This window comes from Rhodobacter sp. SGA-6-6, assembly GCF_011043545.1.
Taxonomy (GTDB): Bacteria; Pseudomonadota; Alphaproteobacteria; order Rhodobacterales; family Rhodobacteraceae; genus Pseudogemmobacter.
The window spans coordinates 199,377-219,450 of the sequence record NZ_JAAKGP010000007.1 but is presented as its reverse complement, the minus strand read 5'-3'; the positions used below and the strand labels follow the sequence as shown (position 1 = coordinate 219,450).

21 protein-coding genes are annotated in these 20,074 nt (G+C 70.2%); 6 read left to right on the top strand and 15 right to left on the bottom strand.

The window, feature by feature from the left end:
- Positions 1-2 precede the first annotated feature (2 nt).
- From G5B31_RS14610 to pyrC, 8 genes are all read right to left on the bottom strand, one after another.
- Positions 3-821, bottom strand: a complete 819-nt coding sequence (locus G5B31_RS14610; RefSeq protein ID WP_205911948.1) for a DNA repair protein — start codon at positions 819-821, stop codon at positions 3-5.
- 177 nt (positions 822-998) lie between these two features.
- The gene (locus G5B31_RS14605; protein WP_165018923.1) at positions 999-1,394 is read right to left on the bottom strand and encodes a hypothetical protein; all 396 of its coding nucleotides are present in this window, start codon (positions 1,392-1,394) and stop codon (positions 999-1,001) included.
- Positions 1,391-2,137 carry an ABC transporter ATP-binding protein gene (locus G5B31_RS14600; RefSeq protein ID WP_165018922.1) on the bottom strand — a complete coding sequence of 249 codons (747 nt, stop codon included), beginning with the start codon at positions 2,135-2,137 and terminating at the stop codon, positions 1,391-1,393. Before G5B31_RS14600 ends, G5B31_RS14605 begins: the two co-directional genes overlap by 4 nt.
- Positions 2,134-2,922 carry an MlaE family ABC transporter permease gene (locus G5B31_RS14595; protein WP_394352133.1) on the bottom strand — a complete coding sequence of 263 codons (789 nt, stop codon included), beginning with the start codon at positions 2,920-2,922 and terminating at the stop codon, positions 2,134-2,136. The genes G5B31_RS14600 and G5B31_RS14595 overlap by 4 nt, the downstream gene beginning before the upstream one ends.
- Positions 2,915-3,964, bottom strand: coding sequence for an alanine racemase (gene alr, locus G5B31_RS14590; RefSeq protein WP_165018920.1), 1,050 nt, complete (start codon positions 3,962-3,964; stop codon positions 2,915-2,917). The genes G5B31_RS14595 and alr overlap by 8 nt, the downstream gene beginning before the upstream one ends.
- Before the next feature lie 314 nt (positions 3,965-4,278).
- Positions 4,279-5,790, bottom strand: a complete 1,512-nt coding sequence (locus G5B31_RS14585) for a replicative DNA helicase (RefSeq protein WP_165018919.1) — start codon at positions 5,788-5,790, stop codon at positions 4,279-4,281.
- A 257-nt stretch (positions 5,791-6,047) separates the two neighbouring features.
- A complete protein-coding gene (locus tag G5B31_RS14580) occupies positions 6,048-6,725 on the bottom strand; it encodes an orotate phosphoribosyltransferase (RefSeq protein WP_165018918.1) in 678 nt (225 codons plus the stop codon).
- 70 nt (positions 6,726-6,795) lie between these two features.
- Positions 6,796-7,839 carry a dihydroorotase gene (pyrC, locus tag G5B31_RS14575; RefSeq protein WP_165018970.1) on the bottom strand — a complete coding sequence of 348 codons (1,044 nt, stop codon included), beginning with the start codon at positions 7,837-7,839 and terminating at the stop codon, positions 6,796-6,798.
- A 112-nt stretch (positions 7,840-7,951) separates the two neighbouring features.
- On the opposite strand from pyrC, the gene G5B31_RS14570 reads away from it, so the two are divergent.
- Positions 7,952-8,344 carry a lysozyme inhibitor LprI family protein gene (locus tag G5B31_RS14570; RefSeq protein WP_165018917.1) on the top strand — a complete coding sequence of 131 codons (393 nt, stop codon included), beginning with the start codon at positions 7,952-7,954 and terminating at the stop codon, positions 8,342-8,344.
- A gap of 4 nt (positions 8,345-8,348) precedes the next feature.
- On the opposite strand, the gene G5B31_RS14565 is transcribed toward G5B31_RS14570, so the two are convergent.
- Both G5B31_RS14565 and G5B31_RS14560 read right to left on the bottom strand, forming a co-directional pair.
- Positions 8,349-9,275 carry a hypothetical protein gene (locus G5B31_RS14565; protein ID WP_165018916.1) on the bottom strand — a complete coding sequence of 309 codons (927 nt, stop codon included), beginning with the start codon at positions 9,273-9,275 and terminating at the stop codon, positions 8,349-8,351.
- 163 nt (positions 9,276-9,438) lie between these two features.
- Positions 9,439-9,789, bottom strand: a complete 351-nt coding sequence (locus tag G5B31_RS14560; protein WP_165018915.1) for a helix-turn-helix transcriptional regulator — start codon at positions 9,787-9,789, stop codon at positions 9,439-9,441.
- A gap of 49 nt (positions 9,790-9,838) precedes the next feature.
- Between G5B31_RS14560 and G5B31_RS14555 the strand changes: the two genes are divergently transcribed.
- Positions 9,839-10,291, top strand: a complete 453-nt coding sequence (locus G5B31_RS14555) for an SRPBCC family protein (RefSeq protein ID WP_346763919.1) — start codon at positions 9,839-9,841, stop codon at positions 10,289-10,291.
- Positions 10,292-10,618: 327 nt separating this feature from the next.
- Here the strand turns inward: G5B31_RS14555 and G5B31_RS14550 are convergent, their stop codons facing one another.
- Positions 10,619-11,839 carry an acyl-CoA dehydrogenase gene (locus G5B31_RS14550; protein ID WP_165018914.1) on the bottom strand — a complete coding sequence of 407 codons (1,221 nt, stop codon included), beginning with the start codon at positions 11,837-11,839 and terminating at the stop codon, positions 10,619-10,621.
- Positions 11,840-11,943: 104 nt separating this feature from the next.
- Here G5B31_RS14550 and G5B31_RS14545 point away from each other — a divergent pair, with 104 nt between their 5' ends.
- The 3 genes from G5B31_RS14545 (at position 11,944) to G5B31_RS14535 (ending at position 16,771) form a co-directional block, all read left to right on the top strand.
- Entirely contained in the window at positions 11,944-12,837 is an 894-nt protein-coding gene (locus G5B31_RS14545; RefSeq protein ID WP_165018913.1) for a LysR substrate-binding domain-containing protein, read from the top strand.
- A 131-nt stretch (positions 12,838-12,968) separates the two neighbouring features.
- Positions 12,969-15,173: an OmpA family protein gene (locus tag G5B31_RS14540; protein ID WP_165018912.1), complete on the top strand. Its 2,205-nt coding sequence runs from the start codon at positions 12,969-12,971 to the stop codon at positions 15,171-15,173.
- Between the two features lie 626 nt (positions 15,174-15,799).
- Positions 15,800-16,771 carry an XdhC family protein gene (locus G5B31_RS14535; RefSeq protein ID WP_165018911.1) on the top strand — a complete coding sequence of 324 codons (972 nt, stop codon included), beginning with the start codon at positions 15,800-15,802 and terminating at the stop codon, positions 16,769-16,771.
- A gap of 57 nt (positions 16,772-16,828) precedes the next feature.
- Here the strand turns inward: G5B31_RS14535 and infC are convergent, their stop codons facing one another.
- Positions 16,829-17,371, bottom strand: a complete 543-nt coding sequence (gene infC / locus G5B31_RS14530; RefSeq protein WP_165018968.1) for a translation initiation factor IF-3 — start codon at positions 17,369-17,371, stop codon at positions 16,829-16,831.
- 207 nt (positions 17,372-17,578) lie between these two features.
- Here infC and G5B31_RS14525 point away from each other — a divergent pair, with 207 nt between their 5' ends.
- A complete protein-coding gene (locus tag G5B31_RS14525) occupies positions 17,579-18,247 on the top strand; it encodes a hypothetical protein (RefSeq protein WP_165018910.1) in 669 nt (222 codons plus the stop codon).
- Positions 18,248-18,307: 60 nt separating this feature from the next.
- Here G5B31_RS14525 and G5B31_RS14520 read toward each other — a convergent pair whose 3' ends face one another.
- The 3 genes from G5B31_RS14520 to G5B31_RS14510 all read right to left on the bottom strand — a co-directional run bounded on the left by G5B31_RS14520 (position 18,308) and on the right by G5B31_RS14510 (position 20,046).
- The gene (locus tag G5B31_RS14520; RefSeq protein ID WP_240904423.1) at positions 18,308-18,793 is read right to left on the bottom strand and encodes an RES family NAD+ phosphorylase; all 486 of its coding nucleotides are present in this window, start codon (positions 18,791-18,793) and stop codon (positions 18,308-18,310) included.
- Positions 18,786-19,136, bottom strand: coding sequence for an MbcA/ParS/Xre antitoxin family protein (locus G5B31_RS14515; protein ID WP_165018909.1), 351 nt, complete (start codon positions 19,134-19,136; stop codon positions 18,786-18,788). The genes G5B31_RS14520 and G5B31_RS14515 overlap by 8 nt, the downstream gene beginning before the upstream one ends.
- Before the next feature lie 73 nt (positions 19,137-19,209).
- Positions 19,210-20,046: a ferredoxin--NADP reductase gene (locus G5B31_RS14510; RefSeq protein ID WP_276616186.1), complete on the bottom strand. Its 837-nt coding sequence runs from the start codon at positions 20,044-20,046 to the stop codon at positions 19,210-19,212.
- Positions 20,047-20,074: the final 28 nt, after the last annotated feature.

The following is a 20,074-nucleotide window of genomic DNA, read 5'->3' as shown; positions in this document are numbered from 1 at the left end:
GGTCAGACCAGGGGCTCGGGGCTGCGCGAGGCCGGGCGGGCCGGTTCCACCCGCGGGGCGGGCGGCTTCGGCAGGCTGACCACGTTGCCGTCGGGCCTTTCGTCCAGGTCGAAGTCGTAGCCGAGGCCGGGGAGGATTTCCTTCAGGTCGGCCTCCAGCCGCCGCAGCTGCACCTGCGCCTGCCTTTCGTCCGAGTCGATGTCGGTCAGCCAGCGCTTCAGCTCGTCGCAGGTGCGCCGCGCCAGCGCCAGCCGGTCGGTCAGCGCCTGCACCTCCTCCTGCCTTTGCGCCAGGAAGGTCCTGGCCCGGGCCACCTTCACTTCGGAATAGGTGCGGGCCAGTTCCCGGGTCTCGTGGCTCATCTGCGCGGCGAGTTGCAGCAGCTCCGGCTCCAGATGGCCGAAGTCGGGGTGGTTGCGCAGGTGCTCCATCCTCGCCCGGACCGAGTCGAATTCAGAGGACAGCGCGAAGACCCCGGCGCGGTCGGCGGCATGGGCCATGCGATAGGCGCGGGACACGTCCTCCACCCCCATGGCGAAGGAGCGGTGGCTGCGCTCCAGCCGCGCCATGCGATTGTTGGCGGGCAGGAAGAAGCAGAGGATGACGAAGAGCAGCGTGATGCCAAGCTGCACCCACATGCCGGCGGCGGGCAGGGTGACGGCGCCGAAGGACAGGTAGAGCACCGGCCAGGGCAGCCAGCCGAGGGCGGCGAAGGCGGTGGCGAGCAGCAGCCCGAAGGTCAGCGCCACGATCAGGCCCTGCGCCGCGGATTGCCCGGCCTCTGTCAGCTTGCGGAACCAGCCGCCGCGATCGTCAAACATATACCCGCCCCCACGGTTTTCCCCAAGGAACGGAGTGGGCGCAGATTCGGCAAGGAGAATCGACGGGGAAAGGCGGAATATCCGCGTCATATCAGCAGGATGCGGGATATTGTTTCCTTGGCGGATCAAACTGTTTCCGCGCCGGGAACAGTCCACAACCGGCGGGCGGTCCGCGGTTCAGCCCGCGTGGATCCAGGCCCGGACCAGTGCCACGCCACAGGCGACCAGGATTGCCAGCAGATGGGTGATCACCAGCGCATGGCCCCAGACCGGCGTCGGCCGGTTGACCCAGACATGCCGCGCCCAATAGCCCGCCAGCCCCAGCCAGCCCAGCATCGAGACGGTCTCGGACAGTTGCACCAGCACCGGGTCGGCGAAGCGGACCGGCAGGAACAGCCAGACCGTCATCGCCGCCGCCCAGAGGGAGAGCCGGCGGTTGCCGGTCTCGTGCTCGGCCGCGCCGAGGACGCCGGAGAGGGTGATGGTCAGCGGCAGGGTCAGCAGCAGCCAGTGCATCACCGGCGAGGGCGTCAGCAGCAGGGTCAGGAAATCCCCGCTCTCCGGCCCGTTCATCTGATTGCCTCGATCGGCCCTTCGGCGCGGCCGTGGATGAACTGCTGCACGTAAGGGTCCGGCGTCGCGTCCATTTCCGACACCGGGCCGGTCCAGCGGATCACGCCGCCGTGCAGCATCGCCACCCGGTCGGCGATGGCGCGCACCGAGGTCATGTCGTGGGTGATGGTCATGGCGGTGGCGCCCATCTCGACCACGATCTCGCGGATCAGGTCGTTGATGACGCCGGACATGATCGGGTCCAGCCCGGTGGTCGGCTCGTCGAAGAAGATGATCTCGGGTTCGGCGGCGATGGCGCGGGCGAGGCCGACGCGCTTCTGCATCCCGCCCGACAGTTCCGACGGGTAGAGGTCGGCCACCTGCGGGCCGAGACCGACGCGGCGCAGCTTTTCCACCGCGATCTCGCGCGCCTCGGCCTTCGGGCGCTTGAGGCGGCCCCGCATCAGCCGGAAGGCGACGTTCTCCCAGACCCGGAGGCTGTCGAACAGCGCCCCGCCCTGGAACAGCATCCCGAAGCGGGCGAGGAACGGGTCGCGCTCGGCCTTGGTCACGTCCTGGCCGTCCAGGGTGATGGTGCCGCCGTCCGGGCGCACCAGCCCGAGGATGCATTTCAGCAGCACCGACTTGCCGGTGCCCGAGCCGCCGATCACCACCATGCTGCTGCCTTTCGGGATCGTCAGGTCGACCCCGCGCAGGACGCGGTTTTCGCCGAAGGACTTGGTGACGGCGCGCAGCTCGATCATGCCGAGAAGAACACCTCCGTCAGCAGGTAGTTGGCGGCGAGGATCAGGACGGAAGCCGCGACCACGGCGGATTTGGTCGCGGCGCCGACGCCCTGCGCCCCGCGGGCCGAGTTCATGCCGTGGTAGCAGCCCATCAGTGCCACCAAGAAGCCGAAGACCGCGCCCTTCACCAGGCCCGAGCCGACGTCCCAGAATTCCAGGAAATCCACCGTGTTCTTCAGATAGGCGGCGGAGTTGAAGTCCAGCCGGGTGATCCCGACCAGCCAGCCGCCCATGATGCCGATGGCATCGCCGGTGGCGACCAGCACCGGCATGGTCAGCGTGGCGGCCAGCAGCCGCGGCACGGTCAGGTATTTCATCGGGTTGGTGGACAGCGTCACCAGCGCGTCGATCTGCTCGGTTACCTTCATGGTGCCGATCTCGGCGGCGATGGAGGATGCCACCCGCGCCGCCACCATCAGCCCGCCGAGCACCGGGCCGAGTTCCCGCGCCATGCCGATGGCGACGATCTGCGGCACCACCGCCTCGGCGCCGAAGCGGTTGCCGCCGGCATAGATCTGCAGCGCCAGCGCGCCGCCGGTGAAGATCGCGGTCAGGCCGACCACCGGCAGGCTGAACCAGCCGATCTGCATCACCTGCTGGCCGAACTCGCGCCAGTAGAACGGCGGCCGGACCAGATGGCCGAGCGCCGCGGCGGCGAAGATCGCCACCCGTCCCACCCCGGCCAGCGCGGCAAGGACGGGGCGGCCGAGCGCGGCCAGCAGCCCGGTCACAGCCTCAGCCACGGGATTCGACATAGCGGCGCTGGTAGCGGGCGCCGAGGCCCGTCAGAATCTCGTAGCCGATGGTGCCGGCGGCATCGGCCAACTCGTCTACCGACTGGTTCGGGCCGAGGATGTCCAGCGCCTTCGGCATCTCGCGCAGATGGGTGACATCGGCAGTGATCAGGTCCATCGACACCCGGCCGACCAGCGGGCAGGGGGTGGCGCCGTCCCAGAGCACGGCGTTGTTCGACAGCGACCGCAGCAGCCCGTCGGCATAGCCGGCCTGCAGGGTGGCGATCACCGCGGGGCCCTCGGCCTCCCAGGCGCAGGAATAGCCGACCGCCTCGCCGGCGGCGACCTCGCGGGTCTGGATCACCGGCAGCGCCAGCGAGACGACGCGCTGCGCGGTCTCGAACGGGCGGCCGCCGTAAAGGCCGATGCCGGGGCGGGTCAGGTCGAAATGGTATTTCGGGCCGAGGAGGATGCCCCCCGTGGCCGCGAAGCTGCGCGGCAGGCCGGTGCCGTCGGTCATCTCGTGGAACATCTCCAGCTGCTGGAGATTCATCGGATGATCAGGCTCGTCGGCGCAGGCGAGGTGGCTCATCAGCATCACCGGCCCGGCCTCCAGCAGGATCGGCGCGACGGCCTGCCATTCCAGCATCTCGATGCCGAGACGGTTCATGCCGGTGTCCAGCTGGACGCCGAAGGCATGGCCGGGCAGGGCCTCCAGATGCCGGGTGATCTGTTCCAGGCTGTTCAGCATCGGCGTCAGGTCGAGGTCCGAGATCATCTCGGTGTCGCCTGCCATATGGCCCGACAGCACGTTGATCTGCGGCCCGGGGCCGAGCGCCTGGCGCACCGCGGCGCCTTCCTCGGCGGCGGCGACGAAGAAGCGCCGGGCGCCGGCCTGCGCCAGCGCGCGGGCGACCCGCGGCACGCCGAGGCCATAGGCATCGGCTTTCACGACCGCGCCGGTCTGCACGCCCTGTCCCGAAAGCCGGTCCAGCGCGCGCCAGTTGGCGGCAATCGCATCGAGGTCAATGGTAAGGGTCGCTGTGGCCATGACGGGTTGTTTGCGGCCCAAGGGGGGCGGGGTCAAGGGGGAATTCCCGCCGGGGAGGGCCGCCTCGGGGGGCATCGAGCCCCCGCTCGGCGGCGCTGGCGCGGGAGGGCCCTGCGAGGGGGCGCGGGTTGAGGCGGCGGATGCCTCCGGCGGGGATATTTGTCGTCCAGAAAGAGGAGCAAGGCCATTCCCTCTTTCTGGAGACAAATATCCTCAGGGGGTTTGGGGGCAGAATGCCCCCATCAGGCGACGGAAGACACAAGGGACTCCCTCAGCCACAACGAAAGGAATGCGGCGACAGCCGCGCGATTGGATCAGAAGCCCACGTCCGGGCCGCCCTCGCCCTGCCAGGGCTTCACCAGGTTGCCGAAGCGGGTGAAGCGGCCCTCGAAGGACAGTTCCACCGTGCCGATGGGGCCGTGGCGCTGCTTGCCGATGATCACCTCGGCCTTGCCGTGGCATTGCTCCATCATCTGCTGCCAGGCGGCCATCTTCTCCAGCTCGTGGTCGGCGGGCTTCTCGCGCTCGCGGTAGTATTCCTCGCGGAAGACGAACATCACCACGTCGGCGTCCTGCTCGATCGAGCCGGATTCGCGCAGGTCCGAGAGTTGCGGCCGCTTGTCCTCGCGGCTTTCGACCTGGCGGGACAGCTGGCTGAGCGCGATCACCGGGATGTTCAGCTCCTTGGCGATGGCCTTCAAGCCTTGGGTGATCTCCGACACTTCCTGCACCCGGTTCGCCTCGGAGGCCCGCGAGGAGCCTTTCAAGAGCTGCAGGTAGTCGATCATCAGCACGTCGAGGCCATGGGTCCGCTTCAGCCTGCGGGCGCGGGCAGCGACCTGGCTGATCGGCAGCGCCGGGGTGTCGTCGATGTAGAGCGGGCAGGTCTCCAGGTCCTTCGCCGCATCGACGAAGCGGCGGAACTCGCCCTCGGTCATGTCGCCGCGGCGGATCTGCTCGGAGGGGACTTCCGAGGCTTCGGAGAGGACCCGTGCCGCCAGCTGCTCGGCGCTCATCTCCAAGGAGAAGAAGCCGACGCAGCCGCCTTCGACCGCGCCTTCGGACCCGTCCGGCTTGCGGCCGCGGCGGTAGGCCTTGGCGATGTTGAAGGCGATGTTGGTGGCAAGCGAGGTCTTGCCCATCGAGGGGCGGCCGGCCAGGATGATCAGGTCGGACTCGTGCAGGCCCCCCAGCTTCTTGTCGAGGTCGATCAGCCCGGTGGAGATGCCGGCCAGCCCGCCGCCGCGCTGGTAGGCGGCATTCGCCACGTTGACTGCGTCCGTCACCGCCTTGAGGAAGCTCTGGAATCCGCGCTCGGCGACGCCCTGTTCGCCCAGCTTGTAAAGCCGCTGCTCGGCCTCGGTGATCTGCTCGCGCGGTTCGGAGTCGACCTCCACCTTCTGAGCCCGGTCGGAAATGTCGCGGCCGAGCTGGATCAGTTCCCGCCGCACCGCGAGGTCGTAGATCATCTGCGCATAGTCGCGCGCCGCGAAGGCGGAAATCGCCGCCCCCGCCAGCCGCACCAGATAGGCCGGGCCGCCGAGTTCCTTCAGCCCCGGATCGTCCTCCATGAAGGCTTTCAGCGTGACCGGGCTGGCCAGCGCGTTCTTCTGGATGCGGGCCGAGGCGATCTCGAAGATGCGGGCATGGACCGGGTCGAAGAAATGTTCCGACCGGATCAGGCTGGCGATGCGGTCGTAGATGTCGTTGTTGACCAGGATCGCGCCGAGAAGCTGCTGCTCGGCCTCGATGTTGTGCGGCAGCGCCTCGGGCGCTTCGGCCGGGGCCGGAACCGATGCCGGCCGCAAGGTTGCAACGTCGCTCATGCCTGACCCCATTTGCCCCGCGCGTCTGATGCGCGCTTTGCCCCCTGCGGGGCAAGTCCGATAACCCTGTGGAGAAGCCGGAGGATAACCCCGCTGCCCCGAGTCGGCGAAGGATTTTCGCCGGCCCGCGATCAATATCTGGTGGACGGCACCGGGGCGGACCCCAGAGAGGCCGAGCCGACTCGGGGCTTGTCCCCAATGGCTCCACAGCGCCGCCCCCCGGTTTTCGCGGGTGACGTCGGGTCAGCCCCTGGGCGTCAGCCCTTCCGCGCTTCCTGCCAGGCGCGGGGGGCCTTCAGGAACTCCTCCACCCCCGCCAGCGTCCCGGCGTCGAAGGACCCTTGCGCCCGCGCCTCGGCCAGCATGTCCCACCAGGTGCAGAGGTGGATCAGCTTCACCCCGTGCTCGGCCAGCCGCGGCTCGGTTTCCGGGAAGATGCCGTAGTAGAAGATCACCGCGGTGTGGCCGCAGGTCGCGCCGGTGTCGCGGATCGCATCCACGAACGACAGTTTCGAGCCGCCGTCGGTGGTCAGGTCCTCGACCAAGAGCACCCGCTGGCCCTCGGTCATCGCGCCCTCGATGCGGGCATTGCGGCCGTAGCCCTTCGGCTTCTTGCGCACATAGGTCATCGGCAGCGCCAGCCGCTCGGCCACCAGGGCGGCGAAGGGGATGCCTGCGGTCTCGCCGCCGGCGATGTTGTCGAAGGCCTCGAACCCGGCCTCGCGGATCACGGTGACGGCGAGGAAATCCATCAGCATCGAGCGGATGCGCGGGTAGCTGATCAGCTTGCGGCAGTCGATATAGGTGGGCGAGGGCAGGCCGGAGGCCAGGGTGAAGGGCTCGCGCGCGTTGAAATGCACCGCGCCGATCTCCAGGAAGGCGCGGGCGGTCAGGCGGGCGATCTCTTCTTTCGGCGGAAAGGCGGCGGGGATCATGGCGGTCCTTCTGGTCTCTGGTGGCCCGAGTTTTCGTCGAAAACTCGTAACTACTGATTTTCGGCGAAAATCAGCTTTCGACGTGCCAGTGCACGGGGAAGCCGGGGTCGAAGACGGTGACGGGGCCGGCCTCGGTCAGGATCTTGGCCGGGAAGACCTGCGGCGCCTCGTGCTTCACCAGTCTGATGCGGGCCTCGTTCGGCGGCAGGCCGTAGAAGGCGGGGCCGTGCAGCGAGGCGAAGCCCTCCAGCCGGTCCAGTGCGCCCTCTTCCTCGAAGACATGCGCCAGCAGCGGCATGGTGTTGGTGGCGGTGAAGCAGCCGGCACAGCCGCAGGCATGTTCCTTCAGCGCATCGACATGCGGGGCGCTGTCGGTGCCGAGGAAATAGCAGGGGGCGCCGGAGGTCGCGGCCTTGCGCAGGGCCTGGCGATGATGTTCGCGCTTGGCGACCGGCAGGCAGTAGTAATGCGGCTTGATCCCGCCGACCAGGATGTGGTTGCGGTTGATGATCAGGTGATGGGTGGTGATCGTCGCCGCCAGGTTCGGCCCGCCTTCCGCCGCATAGGCCGCGCCCTCGGCAGTGGTGATGTGCTCCATCACCACCCGCAGTTCGGGCAGGCGGCGACGAAGCGGATCGAGCACGGTGTCGATGAACACCGCCTCGCGGTCGAAGATGTCGACCTCGGGCGTGGTGACCTCGCCATGGGTCAGGAGCGGCAGGCCGATCCCGGCCATCTTCTCCAGCACCGGCATCACCGCATCAAGGTTGCGCACGCCGGAGTGCGAATTGGTCGTCGCGCCTGCGGGATAGAGCTTCACCGCCTTCACCAGCCCGCCGGCCGCCGCCGCGGCCACATCGGCCGGATCGGTGCCCTCGGTCAGGTAGAGCGTCATCAGCGGCTCGAACACCGCGCCGGCGGGCAGGGCGGCGAGGATGCGGTCCCGGTAGGCGCTCGCGTCCTTCGCGGTCACCACCGGCGGCACCAGGTTCGGCATCACGATGGCGCGGGCGAAATGGCGGGTGGTCTCGGGCAGGACGCCCTTCAGCATCGCGCCGTCGCGCAGGTGCAGGTGCCAGTCGTCGGGGCGGCGGAGGGTGATCTCTTGCATGATCCCGCCCTAGCGCATCCCGCGCGGCGGTGCCAGAGGGCAGGGCGGGCTTTCCCGCCTTTTGCCGCGCGGCGGTTTCGGGCAGAAAGGCGGCATCCAGCCCCGGGGTTTGCCCATGCGCCTTGCCGTCCTTCTTGCCCTCGTTGCCCTGCCGGCCGCCGCGCAGGAGGCCGATTGCACCGATCCGATGACGCAATCCGACATGAACCGATGCGCCTATGCCGACTGGCAGGCGCAGGATGCCGGGCTGAACCGGGCCTATCGGGCGGCGCTGGCGCTGCTGCAGGACTGGGACGCCGGCCTGCCCGAGGCCGAGCGCGGCGGGGCCGAGGCGCTGCGGGCGGCGCAACGGGCCTGGATCACCTTCCGCGACCGGGCCTGCGAGGCCGAGGGCTATGCGATGAAGGGCGGCAGCGCCGAGCCGCTGCTGGTCTACGGCTGCATGGCGCGGCTGACCGAGGACCGGGCCGAACAGCTGCGCGAGATGGTCGAGGCTTACGGCGGCTGAGCCGCTATTTCTGCCCCGTCAGTTCCGCCAGCCGGGCGGCGAAGCGCGGCGCCCGCATCCGCCGGGTGACCGAGCGGCAGATCATCGCCTCCAGCCCCGGCCGCTTCTGCGCCGCCGCCTGCGCCAGCAGCCCGCGCAGATAGGGCGGGTAGGAGCGGCGCGAGCGCCAGTGGCGGGCGAATCCGGCCGGTGTCAGCGTGCCGGCCATCGCATCCTCGGCCAGCTTGTCGATCAGCCGGGTGCCGGCCAATGTCCGCTCGATGGTCTCGCCGGTGTGGCGGGCCTTCAGCGCCGTCACCCAGGGTGCGCGGAACAGCGCCGCGTGCATCGCGTCCGGGGCGTGCAGCGGGTCGTGCACCAGCCAGACCCGGCCCGCGCCCTCGGTCATGTCGGGGGCGTAGCCGTAGCGCGAACGGAAATCCAGCCGCCGCGCCGCCAGGTTGCGGCGGTCCCAGCCGGCGATGTCCGGGTCCAGCGTCGCCCGCGGGGCGATGGCCAGCACCCGGCAGCCCGGCGCCGTCACCGCATAGGCGCAGGCGGCATGGCCGGCGGGGCCGGCGCCCATGAACAGCACCTGGTCGAAATCGTCGAAGAAGGCGTCGTCCACCAGCCGGTCGAAATAGCCCCAGACCGCGCGGTCGCGCCACCAGGTCTCGCCCTCGGCGATCAGGGTCAAGAGCGACCAGCCGCGCGCCTTGCACATCGCATAGGCCGCCGGAAGCTGGTCCTCGCGGGCGCGGATGGATTCGGCCCGCTCGAAGGTCACCAGCAGGTTGGGCCGGTCCTCGGCGAAGAAGGCCCAATGCGCCTTGCCCAAGGGTTCCAGATAGCCGTCGTCCTCGGCGATGGCGTCCATGGCGGACAGCCAGTCGTCACCCTCCACCGGCCCGCCGGAGAGGGGATCGGCTTCATGGAGGACGAGGTCGGTCATGACGGGGCACCCGGACGGAAAGGCCAGAGGGAAGGGGGAGGCGGTGGCCGGCATTGTCGCGGTTTCCCGGCGGCGGAGCAAGGACGGATCGGGCGGTCGCGGCCCGGAGTCCGGCAACACTCCGTTCGCGGAGAGGCAACGGCGGGACGGCCGTCGCGCGGGGCTATGCGGAGGAATCCGACGGCTGCCCGGTCCCCTCGGCCTGCCGTTTCAGCCGCGCCAGCAGGCTGGCGGCATAGGCGGCATAGGGGCCGATCCAGCGTTCGTGCAGCCCGTGGATCGGCAGTGCGTCCAGATGGTTCCAGCGTTCGCGCCCGCGCCGCTCCGCCAGCACCAGCCCGGCGGCTTCCAGCACCGCCAGATGCTGCATCACCGTGCAGCGGTCCAGTTCCGGCAGTGCCTTGCACAGCGCGCCGGTGGTCATCGGTTGCGCCTTCAGCAGGTCCAGCATCCGCCGCCTGACCCGGTGGCCAAGAGCACGGAACAGCGCATCGTCCTGATCCTCGGTTGACATGTTATAGATTTATAACATGATGAAGAGGGCTGCAAGAAGGAGGCGAGTCGTGACGAAAGGAATGGAGCCGAAATTCACCGTCGGCGGCCGCATCGCCAAGCCGGTGGCCGAGGTGTTCGATGCCGTGGTCGACCCCGGCCGGCTGTCGCAGTTCTTCACCACCGGCGGCGCCAAGGGCCGCCTCGTCGCGGGAACCGAGGTGACCTGGGATTTCCACGACTTCCCCGGCGCCTTCCCGGTGAAGGTGATCGAGGTGGTGCCGAATGAGCGGATCGTCCTGTCCTGGCAGGGCGAGGGCGGGCTCTGGACCCGGGTGACGATGACCTTCGCCGCCCTCGGCCCCGACCGCACCCATGTGCGGATCGCCGAGGAGGGCTGGCGGACGGACCCGGCCGGGATGAAGGCCGCCTTCGGCAATTGCGAGGGCTGGACCGGGATGCTCTGCGCCATGAAGGCTTGGCTGGAGCACGGCATCAACCTGCGGGAAGGGTTCTACAAGTAGAGCGGGGAAATGGCGGGGTGAAACCCCGCCCTACGCCGCCTCCGTCGGCCGGGAGCGGCTCCCGTAGGGCGGGGTTCACCCCGCCGCTCCGACGATGCAATGGCGAAGGCCATCGCCTTCGCCACGGCACACCATGTAAACCAGACCGGCCGGGCCTCAAAGGCCCGGCCAGCGCCCGCCCGCCCCTCGGCGGGCGCTTCACGCCCGCCCGGTCGGGCGCTGGCCTCTCGGGGGTCTCGTGACCGCCGTTTCCGGGTGAAGCCATCCGCACGGGCGGGGGCGAGGCAGTGCCTCGCCTTCTCCCGCCCGCCCCAGCGGTCCGCTGCCTCAGAAGAACGCCTGCAACCCGGTGATCGCCCGGCCCAGGATCAGCGCGTGGACGTCGTGCGTGCCCTCGTAGGTGTTCACCGTCTCCAGGTTCACCATGTGGCGGATCACCTGGAATTCCTCGGAAATCCCGTTGCCGCCGTGCATGTCGCGGGCCCAGCGGGCGATCTCCAGCGCCTTGCCGCAGTTGTTGCGCTTGATGATGCTGATCATCTCCGGCGCCGCATTGGCCTCGTCCATCAGCCGCCCCACCCGCAGGCAGGCCTGCAAGCCCAACGAGGTCTCGGTCAGCATGTTGGCCAGCTTCAGCTGGAACAGCTGGGTCTGCGCGATCGGCTTGTTGAACTGCTTGCGGTCCAGCCCGTATTGCCGCGCCGCGTGCAGGCAGAACTCGGCCGCGCCCATCACCCCCCAGGCGATGCCGTAGCGCGCCCGGTTGAGACAGCCGAACGGCCCCTTCAGCCCCTCGACATGCGGCAGAAGGGCATCCTCGCCCACCTCCACATTCTCCATGACGATCTCGCCGGTCACCGAGGCGCGGAGAGAGAGCTTGCCCCCCACCTTCGGTGCCGACAGACCTTTCGTGCCCTTGTCGAGCACGAAACCGCGAATCTTGCCGCCATGCGCCTCGGACTTGGCCCAGACCACGAAGACATCGGCGATGGGAGCGTTCGATATCCACATCTTCGATCCGTTCAGGACATAGCCCGAAGCGGTCTTCTTCGCCGTGGTCTTCATCCCGGCGGGGTCCGAGCCCGCATCCGGCTCGGTCAGGCCGAAGCAGCCGATCCATTCGCCCGAGGCCAGCTTCGGCAGGTATTTCTTCCGCTGCTCCTCGGTGCCGTAGGCGTAGATCGGATACATCACCAGGCTGGATTGCACCGACATCATGCTGCGGTAGCCCGAATCCACCCGTTCGACTTCCCGCGCCACCAGCCCGTAGGCGACGTAGGAGGCGCCGAGGCCGCCGTATTCCTCGGGCACGGTCACGCCCAGAAGGCCCATCTCGCCCATCTCGCGGAAGATCGCCGGGTCGGTCTTCTCCTCGCGGTAGGCGGCGATGACGCGGGGTTGCAGCTTCTCCTGCGCGAAGGCGCGGGCGGCGTCGCGCAGCATCCGCTCGTCCTCGGTCAGCTGCTGGTCCAGCCGGAACGGGTCCTCCCAGTCGAAGCGCGACAGGTCGGGGGCGTCCTTGGCTTTCAGCTTGGGCTTGTCGGTCATCGGGGAATCCTTCCGGGCAGGGAAAATCGTCATCCTTTCCATTGCACGATTCGGCCCTTGGGACTATCGAAAGCTTGTCCGGTAAGGATGAGCAAAGGTAATAGATGTTCCCGCGCCGCCATCTGCCCTCGATCCCCTCGCTGCTGGCGCTGGAGGCGCTGGACCGGCTGGGCTCCGCCACCGCCGCGGCGCAGGAGCTGGCGCTGACGCAAGGCGCGATCTCCAAGCAGTTGCAGGTGATGGAGGAACAGCTCGGCGTGGCGCTGGTGATCCGCGAGGGCAAGCGGCTGGCGCTGACGCCGGCGGCGCGGGATTTCGTGGCCGAGGCGCGCAAGGCGCTGCGCATCCTCTCCGACGCCTCGCTGACGCTGCGGGCCAATCCGCGCGGCGGCACGCTCAGCCTGTCGATCCTGCCCGCCTTCGGGATGCGCTGGCTGGCGCCGCGGCTGGCCGCCTTCGCCCGCGCGCATCCCGAGGTGACGGTGAACCTCTCCACCCGGCTGCGGCCCTTCGACTTCGCCGAGACCGGCTTCGATGCCGCCATCCATTACGGCCGCAAAGACTGGCCGGGGGTTTCATATCTGAAACTCATGGATGAACAGGTGCTGGCCGTCGCCGCGCCGTCGCTGCTGCCCGCGCCGCTGCCCGAGGCCCGCGCCATCCTGGACCTGCCGCTGCTGCAACTCGACAGCCGTCCCGGCGACTGGTCGCGCTGGCTGGCGCATCATGGGCAGCCCGACAGCCGCCCGCCCGCCATGCTGTTCGACCAGTTCGCCACCATGGCGCAGGCGGCGATCCACGGTCTCGGCCTGGCGCTGATGCCGCTGTTCCTGATCGAGGAGGACCTGGCGGCGGGCCGGCTGGTCCCGGTCTTCGGCGGGCCGGTCCCCGCGCTCGGCTCCTATTACCTGGTCTGGCCCGCCCACCGGCCCGAGCGCGCGGCGCTGGCCGCGTTCCGCGGCTGGCTCTGCCGGACCGAGGGGCTTTTGCCGGGCTGACGCGGGGGCAGGACCGGCGGAACCCCGCCCCGGTCTGCGGGTTGTTATGGCATAGCGGCGGGGGCGGGGCCTAGGGTCGGCCTTGTGAAGACCCCGCCGGGAATCGCCCCGGACCAAGCAAAGGACATGGAATGCGCAAGCTTCTGACCTGCACCACCGCCCTTTCCGTCGCGCTGTCCACCGCGCCCACCTTTCCCGTCCATGCCCAGACCGTGGCCGAGGATGGCTCGGTCGTCGGGCCGGACGGCACCGTGCTCTGCGTGCCGACGCCGGATCAGCCCTGCGACCTCGAAGTGATCATGCGGATGCTGCGCGACGCCGAGGCGGCCGCCGCGGAGGAGGCTGCGAAAGCCGCCGAAGAGGAAGCCGCCAAGGCCGCCGCCGAAGAGGAAGCCGCGCGCGTTGCCGCCGAGCAGGAGGCGGCGGCCGCCGCCGCTGCCGCCACCGAGGAAGCAGCGAGGGCGGCTGACGAGGAAGCCGCGCGGATCGCAGCCGAGCAGGAGGCCGCCGCGGCCGCCGCCGCCGCGACCGAGGAAGCGGCCCGGGCGGAAGCCGAGGCGGAAGCGGCCCGTGTCGCCGCCGAGGAAGAAGCCGCCGCTGCAGAGGCGGAGGCCGCCGCTGCCGAGGAGCCGGCTGCTGAAGCGGCCCCGGCCGGGGAACCTGCGGCCGAGGTGGCGGAAGAGCCGGCGGTCGAGCCCACGCCCGGTCCCGAGGCGGAGGCTCCCGCTGCCGAAGAGCCCGCTGCGGAGCCGGAGGCCGCTCCGGCTGAACCCGCGGCCGAGACTGCGGAAGAGCCGGTCGCCGAACCCACGCCTGTGCCCGAGGCAGAGGCTGTTCCCGCCGAGGAAGGCACAGCCGAGGAGGCGGCCCCCGAGGCCGTGACCGAAGGCCCCGAGCCCGCGCCGGAAGCTGCGCCGGAGGCGACCGACGAGGCTGCGGCCGATCCCGCGGTGGAGCCTGCGCCCGAGGGCGAGGCTCCGGCCGAGGATACCGCGGTGACCGAAGAGCCGGCCGATCCCGCTGCCGACCCCGCCGCCGATCCGGCCGCCGGGCTTGCCACCGCCCCGGAACCGGCGGCGGAGACGGAGCCGGTCGATACGCCGGTGGTGTCGGAAGAGGCGGCGGTCACGCTGGAAAGCATCCTCGCCGCGCCGACCGTCACCGAGGAGGCCGCCACGGCCGAAACCGAAGGGGAAGCGGTCGCCGAGGGCGAGCCCGCCGCAGAACCCGCCCCGCCGGCGGTGCCGGAGGCGGCGGCTGCCATCCTGTCCACCTCGGGCGCCGCCGCGACCGAGGGGACCGAAGCCCCCGCCGCCGCCGATCCGGTGGCCGTGGTCAGCGAGGTGATCTCGGAAGGCATGACCCGCACCTCCGACGAGGAATTCGCCCCGGCCCCGGTCGCCGTGGCGGAGGGCAAGAAGTCCGGCCTGTCGGACCTCGAGAAGGTCGGACTGCTCGCGCTTGGCGCGCTGGTGGTCGGTGCGGTGATCAAGAACGCCAACGACAAGGACGCCAAGACCGTGGTCTCCAACTCCGGCGACCGGGTGGTGGTGCAGAACCCCGACGGCAGCTACACGATCTACAAGGACGACGACGCCGTGCTGCGCCGCCCCGGCGTCGAGACCACGACCGAGACCTACCGCGACGGCTCCACCCGCACCGTGGTCAAGCGGGCGGACGGCACCCAGGTGGTGACGGTCCGCGATGCCTCGGGCCGGGTGCTGCGGCGGGCGACCTACGACCGTCTCGGCAACGAGGTCATCCTGATCGACGACCTCTACCCCGAGGAGCGGATCGACATCACCACCCTGCCGCCGCCGCGGCCGGACCGGGTGACGATCTCCACCTCGGACGGCGATGCCGCGCTGAAGGCGGAGCTGGCGGCGCTGGAGGCCGCGGACCTGGGCCGCAAGTTCAGCCTGCGCCAGATCCGCGAAATCCGCGAGGTGCGGTCGCTGGCGGCCACGATCGAGGTGGACGCCATCACCTTCGACACCGGCTCGGCCGCGATCAAGGCCACCGAGGCGCGCAAGCTGGCCGACATCGGCCGGCTGATCCAGGAGCTTCTGGCGGCCAACCCGCGCGAGGTCTTCCTGATCGAGGGCCATACCGATGCGGTCGGCTCGGCGGCGTCGAACCTGTCGCTATCGGACCGGCGGGCGGAATCGATGGCGCTGGCGCTGACCGAGTATTTCGACATCCCGCCCGAGAACCTGGTGGTGCAGGGCTACGGCGAGTCGGAGCTGAAGGTGGACTCGGCCGGCGACGAACGCGCCAACCGCCGGGTGGTGGTGCGGCTGGTGACGCCGCTGATGCGGACGGCCGAACTGCGCTGACTTGACCTGCGTCAAGGCGGGGCGCGGCGCGCCCGCGCAGGATTGCCCTTGGCCTGCGGCGGCACTTCCCGGCCGCCGCAGGCCCCGACGGTCCCTTCTCCCTCATGGGACCGCGCCGAGGCCCCGTCCGCGATCTTCGGGCGGGGTCCTTGTCTTGCCGCTGGCAGCCGCCGCCGGCCCCCGGGGGCATCATCCGCCGGGCATGACCCGCAGCATCCGTAGGGCTGGGTTCACCCCGTCGCTCCATCGGCTTCCCTGGCGAAGGCGCGTGCCTTCGCCACAGCGCAACGGTTCAACCGGGACCGGCCGGGCCCCAAAGGCCCGGCCAGCGCCCGCCCCGCCCTCGGCGGGCGCTTCTCGCCCGCCGGGTCGGGCGCTGGCCTCTCGGGGTCTCGTGCCGACAGGTCTCCGGGTGACATGCCGCACACGGGCGGGGGCGAGGCAGTGCCTCGCCTTCTCCCGCCCGGGGGTGCGGGGGGTTATAAGAAGGACGGGGATGAGGGCCGGAGCGGATGGGTTCCGCGCATGAGCGAGGCAGTGCCTCGCCTTCTCCCGCCCGGCCCCTGGTCTTTTGCCTCTGGCCCCGCCGCCCGTCCCGCGGCATCATCCCGGGCAGGAGGCATCCCATGGACCCTGACCGCATCGTCGAAGTGGCGCTGGACTGGCACCGCGAGGGCCGCGGCGCGGTGCTGGCGACGGTGGTGGAGACCTGGGGCTCGGCGCCGCGGCGGGCGGGCAGCCAGCTGGCGGTCTCGGGGCAGGGCGAGATCATCGGCTCGGTCTCGGGCGGCTGCGTCGAGGGCGCGGTGGTCACCGAGGCGCTGGAGGCGCTGCGCGACGGCAGCCCGCGCCTGCTGACCTATGGCGTCAGCGACGACACCGCGCTCGGCCTCGGCCTCGCCTGCGGCGGCACCATCCGGGTGATGCTGGAGCCGGTGGGGCAGGGCCTGCCCGAGGCGCTGCTGGCAGACCTCGCCGCGGCCCGTGCCGCCCGCCGGCCGGTGGCGGTGGAGGTGCGGCCCGCCGATTGGAGCCGCCGGCTGCTGCGCCCGGGAGAGGATGCCGCCGCCGATGCCCGCTTCCGCAGCGACCGCTCGGGGATGGAGGCGGACGGGCGCTTCCTCCTCCTCCACAACCCGCCCTTGCGGATGATCGTGGTCGGCGCGGTCCATATCGCACAGGCGCTGCTGCCGATGGCGCGACTGGCGGGATACGATCCGCTGCTGGTCGACCCGCGCGGCGCCTTCGCCTCGGCGGCGCGCTTCCCGGGCGAGACGATCCTGGACGACTGGCCGGACGAGGCGGTGGCCCGGCTGGCCCCCGATGCCCGCACCGCGGTGGTGACCCTGACCCACGATACCAAGCTGGACGATCCGGCGATCCGGGCGGCGCTGGCCTCGGACTGCTTCTACCTGGCCTGCCTCGGCTCGCAGCGGACCCATGCACAGCGGCTGCAGCGGCTGCGGGCGGCGGGGGTGCCGGAGGCGCAGCTGGCCCGCATCCATGCTCCGGCGGGGCTGGACATCGGCGCCGCCACGCCCTCGGAGATCGCGCTGGCGATCCTGGCGCAGGCGGTGCAGGTGCTGCGGCGGGGATAGGCGGCAAAAGAAACGGGGGCCGCGAGGCCCCCGGATTTTCGTCGAAAATCCGCGCCCTTACCGCGGCGCGATCATCATCACCATCTGCCGGCCTTCCAGCTTGGGCATCGCCTCGACCTTGCCGTTTTCGCCGACATCGGCGGCCACGCGGTTCAGGAGTTCCAGCCCCAGTTCCTGGTGGGCCATCTCGCGGCCGCGGAAGCGCAGCGTGACCTTCACCTTGTCGCCTTCGCCGAGGAACTTCAGCACCGAGCGCATCTTGACATCGTAGTCATGGGTATCGGTCCCGGGACGGAACTTGATCTCCTTGATCTCGATGACCTTCTGCTTCTTGCGCGCCTCGGCCTCTTTCTTCTGGGTCTCGTATTTGAACTTGCCGAAGTCCATGATCTTGCAGACCGGCGGCTCGGCATTGGGCGAGATCTCGACGAGGTCCAGCCCCGCCTCCTCGGCCATGGCCAGCGCCCGGGCGGGCGTGACCACGCCGACATTTTCGCCATCGGCGCCGATCAGGCGGATTTCGGGGGCGCGGATGCGGTCGTTGATGCGCGGGCCGGAGTCGCGGTTGGGCGGCGGCGCATTGTGCGGGCGGCGGGCTATGGTGGTGGTCCTTTCGGCTGTTGTCGGAAAACGCCGGCAATCTACGCGCAAGGCGGGGTCGGTTCAACCCGCCAATGCAGCGCAAGCGGGCCTATTTCCGGGCAAATCCCGCCGGGCTCGGGGTTTTCCGGCCCGACGGACTTTTCAAACCGGCCCGGCGATGGCATATGCGGTAGCATCCGGGTCACCCGGTCATGGGAGATTGTCATGAACAAGAGCGTTATCGTCGGTGCCATCGTGGTCCTGCTGGCTGCGGGTGGCTACTACCAGTTCAGCTACAAGCCGGCGCAGGAAGCCGCCGCTGCCGCCAAGGCGGCCGAGGAAGAGGCTGCCGCCGCTGCCAAGAAGGCCGAGGAAGAAGCCGCTGCCGCCGCCAAGGCTGCTGAAGAGGAAGCCGCCGCTGCCGCTGCCGCCACGACCGAGGCTGCCGGGGATGCCGCTGCCGCCGTGGAAGGGGCCGCCGATGCCGCGGGCGAGGCTGCCGGCGATGCCGCTGCTGCTGCGGGCGAAGCTGCCGAAGCCGCGGGCGATGCCGCCACCGCCGCCGGCGAGGCCGCGGGTGATGCCGCCGCCGCTGCGGGCGACGCTGCCGCCGATACCGCTGCTGCCGCGGGCGAAGCTGCCGGCGATGCCGCTGCCGCCGCGGGCGATGCCGCCGAGGCTGCCGGCGACGCTGCCGCCGCCGCGGGCGATGCCGCTGCCGCCGCGCTGGACCCGGCCAACTTCAACGCGGATGCCGTGGTCGCGCTGATCGACGGCTCCTCGCTGGACGCCGGCACCAAGGCCACGCTGAAGACCGCCGTCGAGGCCGCCCGGGCCAACCCGGCGCTGGCCGCCGACACCATCGCCCAGGTGAAAGCCGCCCTGGGGATGTGATCCCTTCCGGCCCATCGGGCCGCAAGACCGGGGCCGCGGGTTCATCCCGCGGCCCTTCTTTCATTTCAGCCGTCCCTCGCTGTCGATCACCCGCAGCGCCCCCTGCCAGCGCCACAGCACCAGGTTGCGCGCGCGGGGGGCCACGCCGCGGGCGAAGGAGGGCACGATCATCCCCGCCCATCCCGTGGCGATCAGCCGCTCCGCCAGCCGCTGCCCCTCCGAGGCGCCCTTGTCGTGCATCTGCAGCCGCCAATCGTCGGCGGCGAGGATCTTCGGGTCCGCCTCGGCCTGGTGCGGGTCGGTCGCGTCCAGCACGGGGAAAAGATCGGCCGCATAGGCCACCAGCGTCACCGGCTCGAACGGCCGGCCGGCCTGGTTGGCCTCGGCGATCGCGCCCTCGGGCGTCGGCGAGGTGTAGAGCGCGGGCGTCCCCTTCCGGTTGAACCGCCCGCCATGGCGCCGCGCGCCTTCGCCGGAAAGCGGCTCCTTCATCCACAAGGGGTTCAGCGCCCGGAACAGCGTCCCGGTGAAGCGGCGGTCAGGCAAAGCCGCCCGCGTCCACGGCGTCGAGATAGTCCATCACCGCCTCGGCCTGGCCTTCCTGCACCAGCCGCGCCGCCGTCATTCCGCCGAAGCCGGGCAGGGGCTCGGAGCGATACCAGGCATAGGCCACCAGGGCAGAGCCGAAGCGCGGGGTCAGCCGGTTCACCACCTCGACCATCTCGCGCAGCCGGGTCTGGGTGCGGGGCGAGGCCAGCCGCTCCTTCCGGGCGATGGCATCGCGGCCAAGGCCGGCGGTGCGGGCGATCTCGTCCTGCGTGGTCAGCAGTTCCTCGGCCAAGAGACGCGGGGAGAACAGCGATTTCTCGGTGAAGGCGGCGATGTTCATGGCGAAGCCCCACAGGATATGGCGTAAATATACGCCATATCCTGTGGATTTTCAAGGCGGGCAGGGAGCGGGATCAGATCCCGTCGCCGACGAAGGCTTTTTCGACCACGAATTCCTTCGGGTCGGAATTGGCGCCCTCGCGCAGGCCGAAGCCTTCGAGGATCGCCTTCACGTCGACGTTGAAGGCCAGCGAGCCGCAGACCATCGCCCGGTCTTCCGCGGGGTTCATCTTCGGCAGGCCGAGGTCGGCGAAGACCTTGCCGGAGGCGAGGTTGTCGGTCACCCGGCCGCGGTGGTGGAACTCTTCCCGCGTGGTGGTGGGGTAGTAGAGCAGCTTGTCGCCCACCATCTCGCCGATCAGCGGGTCGTCCTTCAGGCTTTCCACCAGCTGGCGGCCGTATTCCAGCTCGGCCACCTCGCGGCAGGTGTGCATCATGATCACCTGGTCGTATTTCTCGTAGGTCTCCGGCTCGCGCATCAGGCTGGCGAAGGGGGCGATGCCGGTGCCGGTGGCGAGGAACCAGATCCGCTTGCCAGGAAGCAGCGCGTCATGCACCAGCGTGCCCACGGGCTTGGGGCGCAGGATGATCTCGTCGCCCGGGCAGATGTGCTGCAGCTTCGAGGTCAGCGGGCCGTCCGGCACCTTGATCGAGTAGAACTCCAGCTCCTCGTCCCAGGCGGGCGAGGCGATGGAATAGGCGCGCAGCAAGGGTTTGCCGTTGTCGCCGAGGAGCCCGATCATCACGAATTCGCCCGAGCGGAAGCGCAAGGACGCGGGCCGCGTCACCCGGAAGGAGAACAGCCGGTCGGTCCAGTGCTTCACCGCGGTCACGGTCTGGGCATCGGGCAGATGCGGCTTGGCGGGCCGTTCGGGGGCGGGAGCGTTCATCGTCGCGGCCTCTGTCGTCATCGGGCAGGCTTCCTTCTAGGGCAGGGCG

Excerpts from the sequence above, each read along its gene's own strand:
- G5B31_RS14610 (WP_205911948.1), bottom strand. The coding sequence starts at position 821 with ATGTTTGACGATCGCGGCGGCTGGTTCCGCAAGCTGACAGAGGCCGGG.
- G5B31_RS14605 (WP_165018923.1), bottom strand. The coding sequence starts at position 1,394 with ATGAACGGGCCGGAGAGCGGGGATTTCCTGACCCTGCTGCTGACGCCC.
- G5B31_RS14600 (WP_165018922.1), bottom strand. The coding sequence starts at position 2,137 with ATGATCGAGCTGCGCGCCGTCACCAAGTCCTTCGGCGAAAACCGCGTC.
- alr (WP_165018920.1), bottom strand. The coding sequence starts at position 3,964 with ATGGCCACAGCGACCCTTACCATTGACCTCGATGCGATTGCCGCCAAC.
- G5B31_RS14585 (WP_165018919.1), bottom strand. The coding sequence starts at position 5,790 with ATGAGCGACGTTGCAACCTTGCGGCCGGCATCGGTTCCGGCCCCGGCC.
- G5B31_RS14580 (WP_165018918.1), bottom strand. The coding sequence starts at position 6,725 with ATGATCCCCGCCGCCTTTCCGCCGAAAGAAGAGATCGCCCGCCTGACC.
- G5B31_RS14570 (WP_165018917.1), top strand. The coding sequence starts at position 7,952 with ATGCGCCTTGCCGTCCTTCTTGCCCTCGTTGCCCTGCCGGCCGCCGCG.
- G5B31_RS14565 (WP_165018916.1), bottom strand. The coding sequence starts at position 9,275 with ATGACCGACCTCGTCCTCCATGAAGCCGATCCCCTCTCCGGCGGGCCG.
- G5B31_RS14560 (WP_165018915.1), bottom strand. The coding sequence starts at position 9,789 with ATGTCAACCGAGGATCAGGACGATGCGCTGTTCCGTGCTCTTGGCCAC.
- G5B31_RS14550 (WP_165018914.1), bottom strand. The coding sequence starts at position 11,839 with ATGACCGACAAGCCCAAGCTGAAAGCCAAGGACGCCCCCGACCTGTCG.
- G5B31_RS14545 (WP_165018913.1), top strand. The coding sequence starts at position 11,944 with ATGTTCCCGCGCCGCCATCTGCCCTCGATCCCCTCGCTGCTGGCGCTG.
- G5B31_RS14540 (WP_165018912.1), top strand. The coding sequence starts at position 12,969 with ATGCGCAAGCTTCTGACCTGCACCACCGCCCTTTCCGTCGCGCTGTCC.
- G5B31_RS14535 (WP_165018911.1), top strand. The coding sequence starts at position 15,800 with ATGGACCCTGACCGCATCGTCGAAGTGGCGCTGGACTGGCACCGCGAG.
- G5B31_RS14525 (WP_165018910.1), top strand. The coding sequence starts at position 17,579 with ATGAACAAGAGCGTTATCGTCGGTGCCATCGTGGTCCTGCTGGCTGCG.
- G5B31_RS14515 (WP_165018909.1), bottom strand. The coding sequence starts at position 19,136 with ATGAACATCGCCGCCTTCACCGAGAAATCGCTGTTCTCCCCGCGTCTC.
- G5B31_RS14510 (WP_276616186.1), bottom strand. The coding sequence starts at position 20,046 with ATGACGACAGAGGCCGCGACGATGAACGCTCCCGCCCCCGAACGGCCC.